This is a genomic window from Vreelandella arcis, assembly GCF_900103865.1.
GTDB lineage: Bacteria > Pseudomonadota > Gammaproteobacteria > Pseudomonadales > Halomonadaceae > Vreelandella > Vreelandella arcis.
Map to the genome: position 1 here is coordinate 36957 of NZ_FNII01000017.1, position 18390 is coordinate 55346.

The 18390-nt window shown below is 56.2% G+C and carries 14 protein-coding genes; 6 read left to right on the forward strand and 8 right to left on the reverse strand.

The genetic code is table 11. The features are described from left to right. The first annotated feature begins 124 nt into the window (after positions 1 to 124). The 4 genes from BLR97_RS16745 (at position 125) to BLR97_RS16760 (ending at position 4449) form a co-directional block, all read left to right on the forward strand. Positions 125 to 1720 carry an ATP-binding protein gene (locus BLR97_RS16745; protein ID WP_089707669.1) on the forward strand — a complete coding sequence of 532 codons (1596 nt, stop codon included), beginning with the start codon at positions 125 to 127 and terminating at the stop codon, positions 1718 to 1720. A 108-nt stretch (positions 1721 to 1828) separates the two neighbouring features. Next, on the forward strand, positions 1829 to 2626 hold the full coding sequence (locus BLR97_RS16750; protein WP_089707670.1) for an inositol monophosphatase family protein: 798 nt from the start codon (positions 1829 to 1831) through the stop codon (positions 2624 to 2626). 201 nt (positions 2627 to 2827) lie between these two features. Then, complete coding sequence (locus tag BLR97_RS16755; protein WP_089707671.1) at positions 2828 to 3595, forward strand: ABC transporter ATP-binding protein; 768 nt, start codon at positions 2828 to 2830, stop codon at positions 3593 to 3595. Continuing rightward, positions 3592 to 4449 (forward strand): ABC transporter substrate-binding protein, encoded by an 858-nt coding sequence (locus BLR97_RS16760; RefSeq protein ID WP_089707672.1) that lies wholly within the window; start codon positions 3592 to 3594, stop codon positions 4447 to 4449. Before BLR97_RS16755 ends, BLR97_RS16760 begins: the two co-directional genes overlap by 4 nt. 21 nt (positions 4450 to 4470) lie before the next feature. On the opposite strand, the gene BLR97_RS16765 is transcribed toward BLR97_RS16760, so the two are convergent. The 6 genes from BLR97_RS16765 to BLR97_RS16790 form a co-directional block, all read right to left on the reverse strand. Then, positions 4471 to 6642, reverse strand: a complete 2172-nt coding sequence (locus tag BLR97_RS16765; RefSeq protein WP_089707673.1) for a TonB-dependent receptor — start codon at positions 6640 to 6642, stop codon at positions 4471 to 4473. Between the two features lie 212 nt (positions 6643 to 6854). Next, positions 6855 to 8507, reverse strand: coding sequence for a multidrug ABC transporter permease/ATP-binding protein (locus BLR97_RS16770; protein ID WP_089707674.1), 1653 nt, complete (start codon positions 8505 to 8507; stop codon positions 6855 to 6857). Between the two features lie 218 nt (positions 8508 to 8725). Next, entirely contained in the window at positions 8726 to 9814 is a 1089-nt protein-coding gene (locus tag BLR97_RS16775) for a DUF1513 domain-containing protein (protein ID WP_089707675.1), read from the reverse strand. A 3-nt stretch (positions 9815 to 9817) separates the two neighbouring features. Beyond that, on the reverse strand, positions 9818 to 10843 hold the full coding sequence (locus BLR97_RS16780; RefSeq protein WP_089707676.1) for an imelysin family protein: 1026 nt from the start codon (positions 10841 to 10843) through the stop codon (positions 9818 to 9820). Positions 10844 to 10893: 50 nt separating this feature from the next. Further along, entirely contained in the window at positions 10894 to 12330 is a 1437-nt protein-coding gene (locus BLR97_RS16785; protein WP_089707677.1) for a di-heme oxidoreductase family protein, read from the reverse strand. Positions 12331 to 12424: 94 nt separating this feature from the next. Next, positions 12425 to 13705 carry an imelysin family protein gene (locus tag BLR97_RS16790; protein WP_089707678.1) on the reverse strand — a complete coding sequence of 427 codons (1281 nt, stop codon included), beginning with the start codon at positions 13703 to 13705 and terminating at the stop codon, positions 12425 to 12427. A gap of 201 nt (positions 13706 to 13906) precedes the next feature. Here BLR97_RS16790 and BLR97_RS16795 point away from each other — a divergent pair, with 201 nt between their 5' ends. Both BLR97_RS16795 and BLR97_RS16800 read left to right on the forward strand, forming a co-directional pair. After that, a complete protein-coding gene (locus tag BLR97_RS16795) occupies positions 13907 to 14776 on the forward strand; it encodes a LysR family transcriptional regulator ArgP (RefSeq protein ID WP_089707679.1) in 870 nt (289 codons plus the stop codon). A gap of 355 nt (positions 14777 to 15131) precedes the next feature. Further along, complete coding sequence (locus BLR97_RS16800; protein WP_244511348.1) at positions 15132 to 16844, forward strand: diguanylate cyclase; 1713 nt, start codon at positions 15132 to 15134, stop codon at positions 16842 to 16844. Here BLR97_RS16800 and BLR97_RS16805 read toward each other — a convergent pair. Together BLR97_RS16805 and BLR97_RS16810 are read right to left on the reverse strand one after the other, a co-directional pair. After that, entirely contained in the window at positions 16841 to 17398 is a 558-nt protein-coding gene (locus BLR97_RS16805) for a cytochrome b (RefSeq protein ID WP_089707681.1), read from the reverse strand. The genes BLR97_RS16800 and BLR97_RS16805 overlap by 4 nt on opposite strands. A 114-nt stretch (positions 17399 to 17512) precedes the next feature. Further along, entirely contained in the window at positions 17513 to 18382 is an 870-nt protein-coding gene (locus BLR97_RS16810) for a LysR substrate-binding domain-containing protein (RefSeq protein ID WP_089707682.1), read from the reverse strand. Positions 18383 to 18390 lie beyond the last annotated feature (8 nt).

Consider the following 18390-nt stretch of genomic DNA (forward strand, 5'->3'; position numbering starts at 1 on the left):
TCTCTATGTCTAGAGGCACCCCGTTTAATCTGGCTGTTGAATTCGGCCTTTATCCTGATGTCACCTAGCGCTATGTGAATAGTAGCTGCACAGTGCAACCGGTGAGCATGCTAGACTATTGACCATGTCGCTGTTTTTGCTCTGGAGACCCACCGTGACGGATGCCCACCGCCGTAAGCTCCCCATCGGGATTCAGACGTTCTCGGATATCCGCGAAGGGAACTATTACTACGTCGATAAGACACCGCACATTGAGCGTTTGGTTAACCAGAACAAATACTACTTCCTTTCGCGACCACGCCGCTTCGGTAAAAGTCTCTTGCTGGACACCCTGCGCTGCCTGTTTGAAGGTCGCCAGGCGCTGTTCGAAGGGTTGTATATTCACGACAGGTGGGACTGGCAGCAGCGCTATCCGGTGATCCGTATTAGCTTTGCCGATGGCGTGATGCAGAGCCGTGAAGGGCTGGATGAACGTATCCGTGAGCAACTACGCGTCCAACGTGAGCAACTCGGCATTACCCAGCACCATAAAACCGATATACCGGGTGAGTTTTCCGCCCTCATTCGCGCCGCCCACCAGCAGAGTGGCCAGCGCGTGGTTGTGCTGATCGACGAATACGACAAGCCGATTCTGGACAATATCCTGGTGCCGGAACGTGCCCGGGAATTGCGTGAGGGTTTGAAGAACCTTTACAGCGTTATTAAAGACGCCGACCCATACTTGCACTTTGTGTTGCTCACCGGCGTTTCCAAATTCAGTAAGGTCAGCCTTTTCTCAGGATTGAATAACCTCAACGATATCACTCTGGATGCCCCCTTCAGCACGATTTGCGGCTATACCGACGAGGACATTGACACGGTGTTCACCGCTGAGTTGCCCGGCCTTGATCGCGAGGCGATCCGCCAGTGGTATAACGGCTACCGCTGGGGTGGCCGTGAGGTAACGTCCGTCTACAATCCCTTCGACGTGCTGTTACTGTTTCAGAAACGCGAGTTCGGCCCGTACTGGTTTGAGTCTGCCACACCGACGTTTTTGGTGGATATCCTCAAGCAGCGCGGGGTATTTACCCCGTCATTGGATCATTGGGAAACCGAGTATGAATTGCTCAGCCAGTTTGATGTTGACCAGATCAGCACTGAAGGTCTGCTGTTTCAAACCGGCTACCTCACCATTCAGCAAGTAGAAGAGCCTCTGCGGGGCTACCGTCAGTACACCCTTGGCTTCCCTAACCGCGAAGTCGAAACCAGCCTCAACCATGCGCTACTGCCTTCACTGGGGGTCGAAAACGCCCCACGCGAGCGAAGAACGCTGTTTCGTCATTTAAGCCAGCACGACCTAGTCGGATTGGAAACGCACCTGAAGGCGCTCTATGCAGGCCTCCCCCACGACTGGTACCGCAACAATCCCATTGCCAAATACGAAGGCCATTATGCCAGCGTCTTTTACAGCCACTTCGCAGCCTTGGGTCTGGATGTAACCGTGGAAGACGCCAGCCACCAGGGCAAGGTGGATATGAGCGTGGACTTTGGTGGGCATATCTACCTGTTTGAGTTCAAAGTGGTGGAACAACTGCCGGAAGGTAAAGCACTGGAGCAAATCAAACACAAAGGCTATGCCGATAAGCACCGCGCTTCGGGCAAACCCATCCACCTGATCGGCGTGGAGTTTTCCAGCGTTGAGCGCCAAATTGTGGGGTTTGAGGTGGAGACCTTGGCTTAGCTACCAAGCTCCACCACTGTCATCTCCGCGTCATGAATGGCTAGTTACATTGAATAGATACAGTTTTAGCCATTCACTAAGACACGATGAAGGCCCAGGGGAAATACAATGCTCGATAGCAGTAATGACCTACTCGAAACGGTGAAGCAGGCAGCGTACGAGGCAGGTGCGCTGTTGCGCGAGGGGTATTCGCTAAAGGGAAGAATTGCCTTTGAGCAAAAGGGGGCGTCAGACTTTGTCAGCTACTACGATACGGCCGCCGAGAACATCATTATCGACTGTATCAACAGCGCTTTTCCCGATATCGCTTTCCTAGGTGAAGAGAGCGGGCTTACGCCCACCGATAGTGACTATACCGTCATCATTGACCCTCTTGATGGCACCAGCAACTTTCTGCATGGGGTGCCTCACTTCTCAGTCTCCATCGCGGTTACTAAGGGCGATGAGCTGATCATCGGCGTTGTCTATCAACCGCTGCTTGATGAAATGCTTTGGGCTGGCCAAGGCACCGGGACTTTTCTCAATGATCAACAGCTAACGATGCCTGATGCGCGCCCGCTGACCGAGATGCTGGTGAGTACCTGCCTGCCCTACCACGCTAAAGGCGACTGCTCGACGGCCCTAAATCAACTCGCCGCTCTAATGCCCCAGGTGGCGGGTATCCGCAGCCCGGGCTCAGCGGCGCTGGAGATCGCCTACACCAGCCTGGGCCGGTTTGATGCTTTTTGGTCTCAAGGCGCTAAGCTCGACTTTTGGGATATCGCCGCCGGTATTGTGATTGCCCGAGAAGCTGGCTACACCGTCACGGATCTCACTGGCGAGCCCTATCCCGCCCACTGGAACAGCCTGATTGCAGCGCACCCCGAGCGGCATGACCAATTGCTGGCGTGTTTAACCTCCGGCTGATAAACGATCAACGTCATCGCTAATTCTCATCGACTAGACGCTCAAGCGGCGTCTATCTGACGGATACCTCCCGCCTGCCTGTTCATCTTCACGCTGTGCACCACCCCCTCGACGTAAATCTTTTCATTTTTTTGTTAAAAATGAGAACTATTAGCACTAGAATGGAGAGATTATCATTAACTCTATCGCCAGGAGTCATTCATGTTCGAGGTCAAAGGCGCCACCTTTGAAATCAATGGCAAGCCGATTCTAAATCCCATTGACCACAGCTTTCATGAGGGCAAGATATATGGCTTGATCGGCCATAACGGCTCGGGTAAATCGACGCTGATCAAGCTGATGGCCCAGCAGCAGCCGGTAAGCCAGGGGGAGATTCACTTTGACCAACGCCCGCTGAGCGATTGGGGAAATCGCGAATTCGCCCGTCAGGTGGCTTACCTGCCCCAGCATTTGCCGAGTGCCGAAAGCCTGACGGGACGTGAGCTGGTCAGCTTCGGCCGCTACCCGTGGCATGGGCTGCTGGGTCGTCATACGCAAAAGGACAAAGACGCCGTCGAGCGCGCCATTGCCCTCACTCATACCGAGGCCTTTGCCGACCGCCTGGTCGATACCCTCTCCGGCGGGGAGCGCCAGCGGGTGTGGTTAGCTATGTTACTTGCCCAGGGCAGCCGTTTCCTGCTGTTGGATGAACCGCTAGCGGCGCTGGATATAGCCCACCAAATCGAAGTGCTGGCGCTGATTCGCAAGCTGTGCGATGAGCTGAGCCTGGGCGTGATCATCGTGCTGCACGATATCAACATGGCCTCACGCTACTGCGACGAACTGATGGCGCTGCACAGCGGCCGTTTACTGGCGTGCGGCGCTCCCGGCGACTTGATGTGCGACAGTACCTTGGAGGCCATTTATGGCCTACCGATGCAGGTCATGAAGCACCCCAACGGTGAGCATAATATTGCCGTCGCTCAATGAGACGTTGCTTTCGCCGCCGCTTATTAGTGTTGGCCTGTCTTGGCACCCTAGTCTCCAGTGGAGTAGCTGCTTCTGCGAACGTAGTCACCCTGGATTGGGCGATCGCCGAAACGCTGATCGCATTAGATAACCCTCCCGTTGGGTTAGCAGAGATCTCCCAGTATCGGCGTTGGGGCGGTAGCGAGCGATTACCGAGCGGCGTTCTTGATGTCGGCCTGCGCGCGCAGCCCAACCGCGAGCTCATTGCTCAGCAGACGCCCGACCACGTCCTTCTATCACCGCTGTTTATGCGGTTGAGCGACCAGCTTAATGCCATTGCACCCGTCACTACGCTAAGCACTTATCAGCTCGGCGATCCTTTATGGCAACGTCTGCAGCGCACAACGCATACCCTAGCCGCACTGACCGGGAACCACGAGGCTGCGGTTACGCTGATCGAAAGCGTCGAAACGTATCTGGAGCAACAAAAAGCGTTGCTGGAAGCACAGTCACCGCTACTGGTGGTGCAGTTTATCGATGCGCGGCACCTGCGAGTATATGGCGAAAACAGTCTATTTGAGTCGGTACTGGAACGCTTGGGGCTAATCAATGTTTGGCAACAGTCTACCAATCAATGGGGGTTTTCGACGGTGGCGCTGGAAGAGTTGTTGGCTTACTCCGATGCGACTATTGTCGTCGTTGAGCCGCTGCCTTCGGGGATGGGAGATGGATTTGCGAGTAACGCGCTGTGGCAGCATTTGCCTGCGGTAAAAGAAAACCGCGTTGTTCGCCTACCAGCGGTGTGGAGTTTTGGGGGCTTTCCCTCGGCAGAGCGCTTCGCTGAATTGCTCAGCGAAGCGCTATTAGCCCGTTAAAGAAAGCTCTGTAACGAAAACTTAGAAGTCCAGTGACGCCGAGAGTTTCACCGTGCGCGGCTCGCCTTGGGTCAAATAACCACCGGTTGCCGAGGCCCAGTAGTTCTCATCGGTAATATTTTCGATATTAGCGCGCCAGGTGAGCGTATTGCTGTTGAGCGGCATGGCATAACGCACACCGAGATCCCAGCGCGTCCAGGCGTCAACTTCAAGCTGATTGGCAGCGTCTAGATACTGGCTGCCATTACGCACCGCACGGCCACTGAGCGTCCAACCCGGCGCCTGAGGAATATCCCACTCGCTGCCTAAGACTAGCCGATAACCGGGCACCCCAACCGCATCGTTACCCTGGTTAGTGCCATCGTCAGTACGCGTCAGTTCAGGATCTATCCACATCGCACTGCTTAGCAAGCGCAAACCGTCTACCGGTTCACCATAAACGCTCAACTCCACACCACGATTCCGCTGTTCGCCGTAATAGCCATAAACGCCGGTTTGGTTATCAATAAAGGCATTGGGCTGCTCAATTTCAAACAGGCTTAAGCTGCCACCCAGGTTTCCCAGATCGAGTTTGGCACCGACCTCGTTCTGTTTAGCTTCGACCAAACCAATACTCTGCCCAGCATTTACCGCCGAGGTAGGAGCTGTATCACCTGGCTGCAGTGCTTCAATATGATTAGCGTATAGCGAGAGTGTGTCGGTCGGCTTTACTACAACGCCATACACAGGCGAAAGCCGCGTATCGCTGAAGTTGTTGTCAAAATCACCCTCATAGTCATAGTTGGTGACGTCAACTTCCTGATAGCGGGCGCCCAGGGTAAACAGCAGTCGATCATCCAGAAAGCCCAGCGTATCGGAAAGCGATACACCACTGTTGCGGGTGCGACTGCGAAGGTTAGGATCATTCATATCCCCCCCTGCAAAAACAGGCTCGCGCACAGCAATGTCAGAGGGCTGGTAAATATTAGTGGGCAATCCGGGGGAGGCCATTTCATAGGCCGAGCGCGTGGTGCGATAAACGCTGGAGTAGCCAAGATCCAACTGATGGCTAACCGCGCCTGTATCGAATGCACCACGCAATCCCGCCTGCCCGCCAATACTTTCAGCACGATAAGGCACTTCCATCTGGCCGATAGTGGATGAGCCGTCCACTGCATTAACCGTAGGCGTTGCATAAATGCCGCTTTCACGAGTGTCGTTACCACCCAGAGCCGCATAGACAGTCCAACTGTCGGCAATATCGTACTCGCCACGCAGCATCGCGAAGCTGGTCTTTAGCTCGGTATTGACCCACTCCTGCGCATGGTTGCTACTTGCTGAGGGGGCACCTGGCACCCGGATTAATCCGGATTCTACGCGTACTACTGGACGGCCGCCGTTCACAGTATGACTTTGGTGACCAATATCCAACGAAGCGCGGCCGCGCTCACCGCGATAATCCAGCCCAATAACGGCAGAGGTCGCACGGCGCTCCTCATCGTCAATCGCTGTGTCACCGCGCCCACGCACGACATTAGCGCGCACACCAAACTGATTCTCATCGCCAAAACGCCGCCCAAGCTCGATGCCACTTTCGACATAGCCGCTATCCGACACCCCTGTAGTAAGCCGATTGAGGGGTTCATCGGCAGCGCGTTTAGGCTCAATGTTGATAGCACCACCAACGCCAGAACCACCGGGCGCAACACCATTTGCGAAAGCGTTGGCACCTTTAAAAAGTTCCACACGTTCGGCAATATTGGTTGCAACCACCTGACGCGGCAATACGCCATACAACCCACCGTAAGCAATGTCTTCGCCATTGAGTTCAAAGCCACGGATCTGGAACTTCTCAGCGTAGTTTCCGAAGCCAAAACCGCTTTGTACCGATGCATCATTGATTAACACATCGGCCAACGTCTCAGCCTGCTGGTTTTCGATCAGCTCAGCGGTAAACCCAATCACATTGAACGGCACATCGGCCGCATTGCGCTGCCCCCAGGTGCCAACGCGTGCGCCGGCAGCCACCTGCCCTCCGGCGAATGCAGGCGCCGGGGTATCGCCGTTCGCAGCGACTTCCCCGACCACCGTGACGGTTTCAAGCGAAGTATTACCATCGCTGGAGGATGCTTGCGCCCACACGGCACTAGGTACTGGAAGCGCACCTAACAACACGAACGTGAGCGTACGCCAGGCGGGGGAAGGTAAGGACATGGGAAGATTCCTCTTTGGATAAGAGCACGCAATAGAATGAACAACGAATGGTAATGCGAATCTTACACCAAAAAAGAAGCATTTTCATTTGTTATATAAACGCGTTTAACACGCATAGCGTTTTAGTGGCATGCATTCTTTTTATGCTGACCCCATACTTGACCCCAGCGCCCTCTGAGGCACCCTTTAAAATCCTAGCTATTTAACACTCTTTAGATATTAATCTTCGCCACCGCATCCTCACTCGCCTGCGCGCGCTGCTCGCCTTTCAGCTCGCTTAATTGCCCCTTCGACATCTCCAGCAACCGGTCGGCGTGGACGAAGTAGTTGTCGTCATGGCTGATGGCAAACACGGTTTTGCCCATCGCTTTTAAGTGAGGCAACAGCTCGCGGTAGAACAGCCGCCGGAACTGAGGGTCTTGATCGGCGGCCCATTCGTCCAACAGCAAAATATCCCGCTCCTCGGCAATCGCCAACAGGAGCGCTAAGCGCTTACGCTGGCCCTGAGAGAGTTGCGTGTTAATGACGCGATCTGCTTGCCACTGAAGTTTTTCCTGCATCTCCAATCGGCCTAACCAAGTGGCCACCAGCGTTTGATCAGCGGGCATGCCTTCCGGCCCCATGGCTTGGTCGAACGGATAAAAGTCAGTGAACACGCTGGCAAACTGCGCGCGGAAAGCCTGCCATTCGGCCATCGTCAACTCGCGACCATCGACTTTGATACGGCCGCTTTGCGGCTGATAAAGCCCCGCCAAAAGCCGTGCCAGGGTCGATTTACCGCTGCCATTGCCGCCGATCAAAAATACTTGCTCACCGCGATTAAGGGTCAGCGTTAGCGGCCCAACGAGAAATCCTGGCTCCTGCCCCGTCGATGGGTAACGATAGGTCACGTCCTCTAATGCCAGGCGTTGCCAGGAAGACAAGGCATTATCGACCGCAAAACTTGGTCGATAATCGGCAAGCGACAAACTGGCCAGCTTATCAAACGCCACCTGAGCGCTGATCAGCGTTGGCCAAGCGCCCACCGCCTGAATCAACGGCGTACGCAAAAACAGCAGCGTCAACGCAAAGGTGGAAGCCACCGTGGTACTCGCCCACCCCAAGCCATTAGAGAGGAAAAACACCACCCCGATGGCGCCCAACATCATAATGTTGGACCAGTTGTTGGCGCTTAAATGGTAGGTATCGGCGCGGATGATATGGTGACGGTAGTCACGGGCATTGGCGATATAGCGCTCATCATAAAAGCGACGGGCACGGTCGCGATTCAGCGCCAGCTCTTTGCGCCCTTCAATGGCCGCCTGGAAATCTTTATAGAGACTGTCTTCGCTTTCACGCACAAGGCGGAAATGGCGATACACTCGAGATACCAGTACCCAACCCACGCCCATGGTGAACGCGATCCACAGCACGGTGATCACCACCATTTGCGGCGAGAGCCATGCCAAATAGGCCACCGAGGCAAGCGTTAGCACCACGCCTTGAATCAACTCGGGAAGTCGCACAAAACCAATGGTGATGTTACGCACATCGCTGGACAAGCTGGCCAGCAGAGTGGCGTTGCCTAACTGCTCCAAGCGCTCAATATCAGTATCAAGAATACGCTTTACCAACCGGGAGCGTAGATCAAACACAAAGTGATGCCCCAGCACGGTCAGCGCTAACTGCGTACTGAGTGTGACTGCCAGGAGCACCGCCAGCAGGCCGAGAAATTGCGGCAACGCCGCCATACTGCCTACTTCAATAAGCCGCTGGTTGATAAACGCAATCACCCCGACCCCTAAGCCAGCGCTCAATAAGCTCAAAGCAATGGCGCCTAAAAAGGGCCAGCGGTAGTGATGAAATACTAAGCGCAGCAGTTCCATGGGGCTCCTTGCCTTCCTGTAAAGAGCGCTGAAGTCTACCAGCAGCACCTCTTACCAAGAAGGCGTCATTTATATTGGCATCAAACCGGTGGACTGACAGCCTGTGTCAGAGGGCTATCTCAAAGAGCTATTTCGAAGGGCTATTTCACAAACCATATCAAAGCGCTATTCCAAAGAGCTATTCCTAAGAGCTGTTTCAACTGGCTATGTCCAACTGTCTAAGTCAGATGGTTATCCCAGCGGAATTCCAGGCTGGCGAGCAGCTCGGGCATCGCCAAGTCAGGCGTTACTCGATAGAGCCCGCCCTGGCCCGAAGAGACTAGAAAGCCACCATTGCCATCGCAGCGGGCACCGGCGGCGTCGGGTAACGCTGGGCTGGCAACAAGCTTGCCTTGCGTGGCATCCAGCAGCAGTACCCGGTTGCCGCGGGGTGCGGTGACTAGCACAGTGTCAGAGATACGGCTAAACGCCACGCTTGCGGTGTATTGGTTCAAGCTGGCGGTGACTTCTTCGGGCAGCGTCAGTTCAGAAAAGTGCCCGTCGGCATCCAGGCGGCAGATCAGCGGGAGGGTTTCCCACTCGGGGCCTTGAAACTGGTAACCCGCGATCACCGTGCCGTCCGCCGCGACGTCCAGGTGGCGGCAGCTGAGCTGGTGGTGTGAGGGTTCGTGGCGGGCCAATATCTCGCCGCTGTGGCGATCCATTAGCATGAGCGCTGGTGCCATGGTGTCCAGGTTGAGCTTTACCCTACCGTAGTCAGGGTGAGTCCTAATTCCCCCCAAGCCAATCACCAGAGTGTCGCCGTCAGGCATCAGCCGAAGTTCGTGGGGGCCAATCCCCGCCAACGGCATATCGCGCACATGGGCGTAGTCATTGGCGGCATCGTATACGCGTACCAGCCCGGCGCTATCCTCCAGGCGATTGGCGGTGACATACAGGTAGCGCCCAGCCGGGTCGAACACCCCGTGGCCATAAAAGTGGTAGCCCTCTCCGGCCGCAATGGTGTGGGCTAATTGGCGGCTGTCACCATCAATCACATGCATCCGCGTGCCGGGGCGGCGGGCAAACAGCACCGCCTGGCGGGAGGCGGGCCGTAAACAGCCCCCGTGACAGCGCTCGGGCACCTCAATCATAAAGCGAGTCTGTCCATCGGGCGCCACCCCGGCGATGTAATGCCCCCCGCTGGGGTCATCCACCGCGCTGAACAACCAAGCAGCTTCCTCCCGAGCGGGTAGCGACCAGCTCAGCGGGGTCATCGCCATGGCGACGCTGCCCAGCCCCGCCTTGAGTAACTGCCGTCGATGCATGGATTAATCCCCGTCGCTGGAATTAAAGCCGCGCACCAGGCCGAGCTCTGCAGCAATCTCGTTACCCAGCAGGTGGCGCAGTTGGCTTATATTGAGGTAGAGCGACTGCAGGCCGCGAAACGCCTCTTCATCTTCAAGGGAAGGCACCAAGCCAGGTTGCAACTCGCTTGCCTGGGCGAGCGCATCGTTGAGCTGGTCGCGAAATGCCTCGGCTAACGCCACCGCATCAGCCTCGCGCAGCAACGCCGAGAGGCCCGGCAAGAACCCGGTACGCAGCCCTTCCAGGGTGCTCTCCACTAGACGAACCGAATGCCCGCTACGCCACGCTTCCGCTAGGTAGCCGTTGGCGGACGTGCCTTGTAGACCCATAGGATCGCCGAGACGTTTCTCCTCGAGTAGCTCGAGGGCCTGGATGGCACTCGCCAGCGTGGTCTCGGTGTAGCGCGGGGTATTGCGATAGTGCTCACCGAAGGCCTGCCAGTCGCGGTGCAAGGCGCTCGTGGTATCCGCCAGATGGGTGGTAATCGATTGCATCAAATCGCAGACGGCAGGATCGCTTAAGACCTGCTCGTCCATGGCGTCGTCATACAGCAAGTATTCAAGGGCGGGAAAGCCCTGGATCGCCACGCTGTCATTGGCAATCGCCTGGACATCCGGTGCGTCGGGGGCCTTCAACCACCCACTTACCTTACGGCCTACCAGGTTTTTGCGGTCCGGCCAGAACTGGAGTTGCCAGCCCCGGCTGTTCTGCTCGACCGGGCCAAATTGGATAAAGCGCACCGCCTGCCAGGCTTGATAGGCACTCAGCCAATCGTCTTCCAGGCGCTGCTTGTGTGCCTCGTCGGGGGCCTGACAAAAACGCGCAGCGCTGGCCTCCAGGCGTTCTGAAGCGGCGCTCAGCTCAGCATACTGTTGCTCTACCGCGCCGAACCACATATCGCGCGGGGTGGTGGTTTCCATACCCAATGAAAGCGGTGCAGCCAGCAGCGCACAGGCCAGCAACCCCAGGCGACGAAGAGATGCGATCACATAAACTCCTTTCTAACATTCAAAATGTACTGACAGGGATTCAACAACACTTACAGAGATTCAAGAAACCGAATGAGTTCCGCACGTTGGTCAGCGGGCAAATTTCGATAGCCCTGGGTGGCGTCTTCTGCCTCGCCACCGTGCCACAGGATCGCCTCTTCCAAGGTTCGGGCGCGGCCATCGTGAAGAAAACCCGCCCGAGGATTAACCGTTTGCGCCAGGCCAATACCCCATAGCGGCGGGGTGCGCCATTCGCGACCATCCGCTTGAAACTCGCTGCGATGGTCGGCCAAGGCCTCGCCCATATCGTGGAGCAACAGGTCGCTATAGGGCCAAATTTCCTGGTTCGCGAGTGCGGCGCGGGAAGCGTCTGCGGCGGTGCGCTGGCGGGGCGTGTGGCAGCTTGCGCAGCCCAGCGCGTTAAATCTCTCGGCCCCCTTTTTTACGGCAGGGTCATCCATATCCCGGCGCATCGGCACCGCCAGGCTGGAGGCATAGAAAGTCACGAAGTCGGCAATCTCATCGCTAACTTCAGGCGCCCCGCCATTGGGAAAGGCGTCGCACCCCTGGCTCTCCATGCAATCGGTTTGCGGCGCCAGGCTGGAGGTCAGGCCCATATCGCCGGCAAAGGCGTGCAAGCCCTGCTGCTCAATACTGGGCTCGCCGGCTTTCCAGCCGAAACGTCCCAGCACCGTGGTGCCACTGCGTGCATCCCACACCTGATTGGCGCGGCCGGAAATACCGTCGCCATCGGCGTCGTTCGGGTCAGCGACCGCCATCAGGTCGGCTTCGGGAATGGCCTCCAGAAGGCCTAGACCAATCATCGGCGGTGCCAACCTTGGCGACGTCTGCAATGTGTCAGGCAGCTCGCCGTAGGCAGGTTCGGCAATCGAGTAGACCGGCTCTTGCAAGGTGACGCTGGCGCCATCGGCGAAGCTCACTTCCCGCGGGCGATACTCAATCACCAGTTCAGCCTCGGGCTTGGCACCGGGAATCGCCGCGGTTTGTAGTTGCAAACCGTAGTTTGGCACCGGCTGCGCGCCCCGCTGCTCAAGCGTTGCTGGATCCGCTTGGCTAGAAGGTAGCGAGAGACGCAGGAATAGCGCGATGGGGTTTTCGTCACCCGTCGGCGGGTGCCCACGACCGTCTTTAAGGTGGCACCCCTGGCAGCTATTGGTATTGAGCAGCGGCCCCAAGCCATCGCGAGCTTCGGTACTGGCGGGCGCCGCCACCCAAGGGTTACGGAAGAAGCTGTTGCCAACGCTGAAATCCAGACGCTTGGTCATGGACATATTACCCAGTGGCAGCGAAAAAGCGTTGTGATCGAACTGCTCCACCGAGCCATCGCCGCCGCTCATGGGCGTCGTCTGAATGGGATAAGTTTGCGTGGGTGGTTCGGCTGCCTGCAAAGGCGACGCCAGCAGGGCCAGGAAAAGACTGCTTAGCGCAAACCCGCTTGGGGCAAAAAAACGAGGAAAGTGGTACATGAAGATGCCTTCGAGCGAACAAAGCCTAGTTCGAACCACAAGAGCCGCTCGACAGCGAAGCTATCGCGCGGCTCATAGGCGTCACTAGGTTGGATTAGAACTGGTGACCGGCATCGTCGGGCTGCAGGGAGGTCACGCCCAGCTCACCGGCGGCTTTTTCAAGCGACCCTGTTTGTGCCACCAGCGTGAGAATGGCCTCATTGATCAACTCGCTACCCTGCTCGTTGCCCGGCGCGATCATCATATCGAACGCCATCGGCGAACTCTCAGCTTCAGCGGCCTGCTTAATAGCATCAAGCCGTGCCATGGTGGCTTCCATCTGCTCGCTAAGGGTGTCAGCAAGCTCGCCATTTTCCTGGGCTAGTAAGTCCTCCAGCGACGGCCCTTCTACCACGCTGCCGTCAAGGCGCTGATACGTGCCAGTGTAAATATTCTGAATACCCTGGCCGTTGTAGTAGTGGGAGTTGTGGGTATTGTCGCTGAAGCAATCGTGTTCGTCTTCATAGGAGTTGGCCTCAAGGGCGACCTTCATGCGTTCACCCGCCAGTTCGCCCAGCGACAGCGAACCCATGCCGAATAGCATGCGGCGTAGGCCTTCCTGATCGCTCTCGGCCAACAGCTCCTGGCGATAGTTACCTTCGGTTTCCGGCGCCCACTGGGCCACCATCCACTCCAGGTCGTCGACGAGTAGATCGGACACCGCGTCCAGGTAAGTGCGACGGCGATCGCAGTGGCCATGGGTGCAATCGTCGCCGGTTTGAAAATCGCTCACTGGTCGTTCGCCATTACCCGCTTCAAAACCATGCAGATCCTGCCCCCAAAGCAGAAATTCAATGGCGTGATAGCCGCTGGCAACGTTGGCTTCCGAGCCACCGATTTCGTTAAGGTCGGCGAGTTGTTCTGGCGTAATGTCGCTAACATCCAGGGTTTCACCGCCGACCGTAATACGCTCGTTGGCGATGATGTTGGCGGTGGCACCTTCGTTACCCAGCTCATGCTGGTAGTCGTCGCCTTCGACGTAATCAATCATGCCCTCATCAAGGGGCCAGGCGTTTAGTTGGCCTTCCCAGTCGTCTACCACGGCGTTACCGAAACGAAACACTTCGCTTTGCTGATAAGGAATACGCGACTGCAACCAAGCTTGTTTGGCTGCGTTAAGAGTTTCAGCCGTGGGGTTGGCCAGCAATTCGTCGATACGCTCGTTTAATACCTCGGCAGCATTCAGTGCATCGGCGTAATTGGCATGGGCTAGATCGGCGTAGTGGTGAACCACGGCGTCGGCGGTAACGGCATCGTCGGCAATGGCGGCGAAAGGCATCAACGCGCTAAGCGCGACGATACCAGCAAGAGGGCGACGGAGCATGATGGCGGGCATTGTAGTGTCCTTAAGGCTATAGCGTTGCAGAAAAACAGATCGAAGGCACCCACCCCAGAATTGGTGTCGCACCTCTATATTGAAATGTAATCCATTACCCTATGGGATTCAATCCCATTTAAGCGTAGATAAAATACTCGCATTTGTTTAATCGTCGCTTTTTGCTTAACGTCATTGATCTTCTACTCTGGAAACGCTGCCATGCTCGATTACAAATTACTCAAAGCGCTGGCAACCGTCGTGGAATGTGGTGGTTTTGAACGCGCTGGTGACGTATTGGGGCTGTCGCAATCAGCGGTTTCACAAAGAGTCAAAGCCCTAGAAGTGCGTTTGGGTCAGCCGGTATTGGTTCGCCATCCACACTTAACCCCCACCCCCGCCGGCCAGCGACTTTTAACCCACTATCAGCAAGTCCAACTGCTGGAGCGCGATTTACGCGGCTCGTTACCCACCTTGGATGACCCCGCTCCCCGCCTGCGTATTGCGATTAATGCCGATAGCATCGTGACCTGGTGGGCCGAAGCAATCGCTGATATTTGCCAGGCCGAGGGACTGCTAATGGATTTGGTCATTGAAGACCAGGACGTCGGCCTAAAGCGCCTGCGGGACGGCGATGTCGCGGCCTGCCTATGTGCCACGCCACAACCTATCGCTGGCGCGCGCTGCTTGGCATTGGGCGAAATGCACTACCACCCGCTTGCCTCGCCAACCTACGTGGCGCGCTATTTCCCCAACGGCCCTAGCCATGATGCTTTTCAGCAGGCCCCGGCCATTGTCTATGGCCCGCATGACCAGCTGCAGCACCAGTTTCTAGCCCAGTGTGGCTACCACGGTCATTTCCCTTACCACCTATGTCCTTCGTCTGAAGGGTTTATCCGCCTAGCCTCAGCGGGCATTGGCTACGGCATGATGCCCCAGCTACAAACCCATGCACTGATAGCCAGTGGTCAATTGGTCAGTATTGCCCCCAAACAAACCCTGAGCGTGGCGCTCTATTGGCATTATTGGCGGCACAGCGGCAACCTGGTTGAGCGGCTAACCGACCGGCTCACGCACGTGGCTTTGACTTAAGTCATGTTTTTCCCCTACGCCACGGTAAAAACCCTTCTACACTTTCATTAGCCATCCCCTGGGTAGACGGCGTGTCGGTGAATAGCTGAATTACCGTTGACCCCTTCCGTGTCATCCGAACGACTTAGATGCCAAAGTTAACTAAGTAGCCTTTGTATTTTCGCACTCTAGCGGATCGTGCGATAACCAGATGACACCCCGACAGCGGTAACGGCCTTTAGGGAAATGGCTACGGGGTAGAAAAACATAAACAAAGTGACCCCATATGCAGGCTCATTATTTACCTAAAAACGTTTATCTTGGCGTCCTACTGTTATTGGCGGGATGTTTAGTTTGTTGGCAGGATGCTTTTGCCTTGCTTTCCACTTCTTCTGAGCAGTCGGGCTACTCGCTCACCCGCCACACTCAGTTCTGGCACAGCGACGAGCCGCTTACGCTTGACGAGCTGCGGGAACGAGAGCCGCCGTTCACCCAAGCCCACCACAAAAGCGATTTAAACTTTGGCTATACGCCCAACGAGGTATGGCTGCGAACCCAGATTAAAAACCCCACCGTGCAGTCTCAAGACTGGATTGTTGAGTTCGAATACCCTTTTTTGGATCGCGTTACGCTACATGTGCTGCGCGAACATTTCAGCGAACAAAAAATAAGCGGTAGCGCTGTGCCTAAAGAGGATCGCGAGCTTGCCCACCGCCAAGCGGTTTTTCCGTTAACCCTTGCCCCCGGCGAAACGGTCACGCTGTATGCTCGGGTGGACGCAGCGGGCAGCAAAATGCTGAACTACAACTTGCTATCCCAACAGGCGTTTTACACGCAAAACGACCGGCATAATTTTTGGCTGGCGACCTATTTCGGTATGCTCCTCGCCCTTGGCCTCTACAATTTTTTGCTGTTCTTCGGGTTAAAAGAGCGCGTGTTTCTGTATTACGCATTGTTTGCGCTGGGCTTTACCGTCGCGATTTTGACGTTTAACGGCATTGGCACGCTGATGTTTTGGAGTTTTTTGGGCGACAACACGGCCCGCCTGGTCGCCATTGGGTTTACCTTTGCTTCCACCATGGGCACTTTTTTTGCCCAAAGCTTTCTCAACACCCAACACTTCACTCCCCGCTGGCACCGCGTACTCAGCTATTATCGTGGCTACTGCATGCTCGCACTGGTGGCAACCTTGGTGCTGCCCATTCAGCCCGCCCTGCGACTGATGGACGTCACCGGTTTTATGGCTGCACTGTTGATGCTGGTTTGCGGGGTTTACTGTGTGTCGCAACGCGTGCCCAACGCCCGGCTGTTTGTCTTGGCATGGTCGCTTTTCTTAGTTGGGGCCTGCGTGTTCGCGCTGCGTAATTTAGGCGTTTTACCGGCCAACTTTATGACCCTGCACGGCATTCAGATTGGATCCGCCTTGGAAATGTTACTGTTGTCGTTTGCCCTAGCCGCTCGCTTTAACAAGCTAAAGCGGCAAAAAGAGCGTGTCCAGGCGGATATGCTAATGACGCTTAAACGACAAGAAGCCGTGCTGGAACAGAAAGTAGCCGACCGCACCAAAGCGCTTGAGCAGCTCGCCAGCCGTGACATGCTAACCGGGCTATTGAACCGCAACGGTTTAACCGAATGTGCGACAAAAGCGATCATGCGCAGCCAGCAAACGGGTCAGCCACTGGCACTGCTTATGCTCGACCTGGACCAATTCAAACCGATTAACGATCAGAACGGGCATGAGGCTGGCGATTTCGTCCTGAAACAAGTGGCTAAACGTATTGAGCGCCTCGCGCGTGCCCACGACCACTGTGCCCGCTTCGGTGGCGATGAATTTATCCTGCTGATTGAAGGGGTCACCGACCGCGCTATTCTCAACGACATTCGGGCTCGCCTACATTCGGCAATTCGCGCTCCCATCAAATTGCCCAATGGCCAACTGGTCAGCGTCGGGGTGAGTATCGGTATGAGCGTTAGCCAAGCGGATGATAAATGCTTAGAGAGCTTAATGCGCGAAGCTGACGGCCAGATGTACCACATTAAAGCCAGTCAAGCCGACAGCTGCTTGCGCTACGGCGCAGCACGAACTTAATCAAACAAGCTCATACGTTTCATCACATTGTCGCGCTTAATGCGCCAATGAAATAACGCACCCAACACATGCAGCGATACCAGTACAACAATCGCCCAACCTAGCCATTCGTGCCACGTAAAGAGCTTCTCTGAAAGCGCTGGCCGCTCGCCGATAAGTCCCGGCAAATGCCAATGGAAGAACTCAACGGGAAAACCGCCGCTGGCCGTTGCCGCCCACCCTAATAATGGCATCACCACTAAGGCCACATACAGCAAATGATGCACGCTGGTGCTGACGATCCGCTCGAAACCGTTCAGGGGCGGATCGTGGTCGGGCACCACAAAGGCTAAACGCGTGATGATTCTTAGCGTCATTAGCAGCAATATCGTCACCCCCAAGGTTTTGTGGCTGGTGTACAGCAAATTGGTGAGTGCGTTGCCAATCAACGACACCGTGCGCTCAAAGCCCAAAAAGCCCAGCGTCAAACCACTGGCAAGTGACAGCAGCGCAGCACCTGCCACCAACCAGTGGAGTACCCGATGGGGGTAAATATAGTGATCCAACTCGTGCATGCTTTGCTCCTCTACGCCCATTCAAAAACGCGCTACTGGCGCTTAGTTTAGTCAGTTCCTAACGCCTTCGCCGATAAAGCCGCCGTTAATCGTCAACGCTTTGCGTTAGGGTGCTCAAGCGTCTACTGGAGCTGCCAGTTGCTCGCGGATTAGTTCGCCTAGCCGTCGGGCGGGTTCCGAAGGCCGATGCGGGGCGCGGTGTAGCGCCAACTCAATCATGGGCAGAGACGGCAAACCACTGGCCTCGTCAAGCGGCCTAAGTAACGGCGTCAACATACTCCGCGTCACCACCACCACCGCCAGCCCCGCCGTCACGATGGGCGCTAGCCCCGCCATGGATTGGCTAGTATAAGCCACGCGCCAATCGCGTCCGGCGTTTTTCAGCGCTTGCTCGGCCACCTCACGAAATACATCCGCACCGGGTGAATACAGTGCTAACGGTAACGGGTCGCTTAACGATGGCTGCTGATTGACGCCGACGGCCCAAATCAGTGGCTCGCGGCGAATCACTTCTCCTCCGGGCGAGTTACGCTGCCGAGTAACCAGGGCTAAATCCAGCTCGGTACGCTTCACTCGCTCAACCAAGTCGGGACTGGGGCCGCACCTCACCTGTAGCCCCACCCCAGGGTATAGCTGGTGAAAGTAAGCAAACACAGAGGGCAATAGCGATGCGTAATCTTCAGGGATGCCCAGTGTTATTTCACCGCTCACCTGGCGCGCTTGCATATCACTCCAGGCTTCATCATTGAGCATTAATAAACGGCGCGCGTGGGCAAGCAAGCGGTCACCATCGGACGTAAAGCGAAGCCGCCGTCCTTCACGCTCGTGCAGGGTTAGTTCTAACTGAGTTTCCAAACGCTGCAACTGCATGCTGACGGTCGACTGGGTGTAGGCCAAGCGCTTTGCCGCAGCGGTGACGCTTCCGGTATCGGCGATCGCCACTAAGGTGCGTAGTAACGTTAGATCCAGCGTGGGCGCTCGCATACATCATA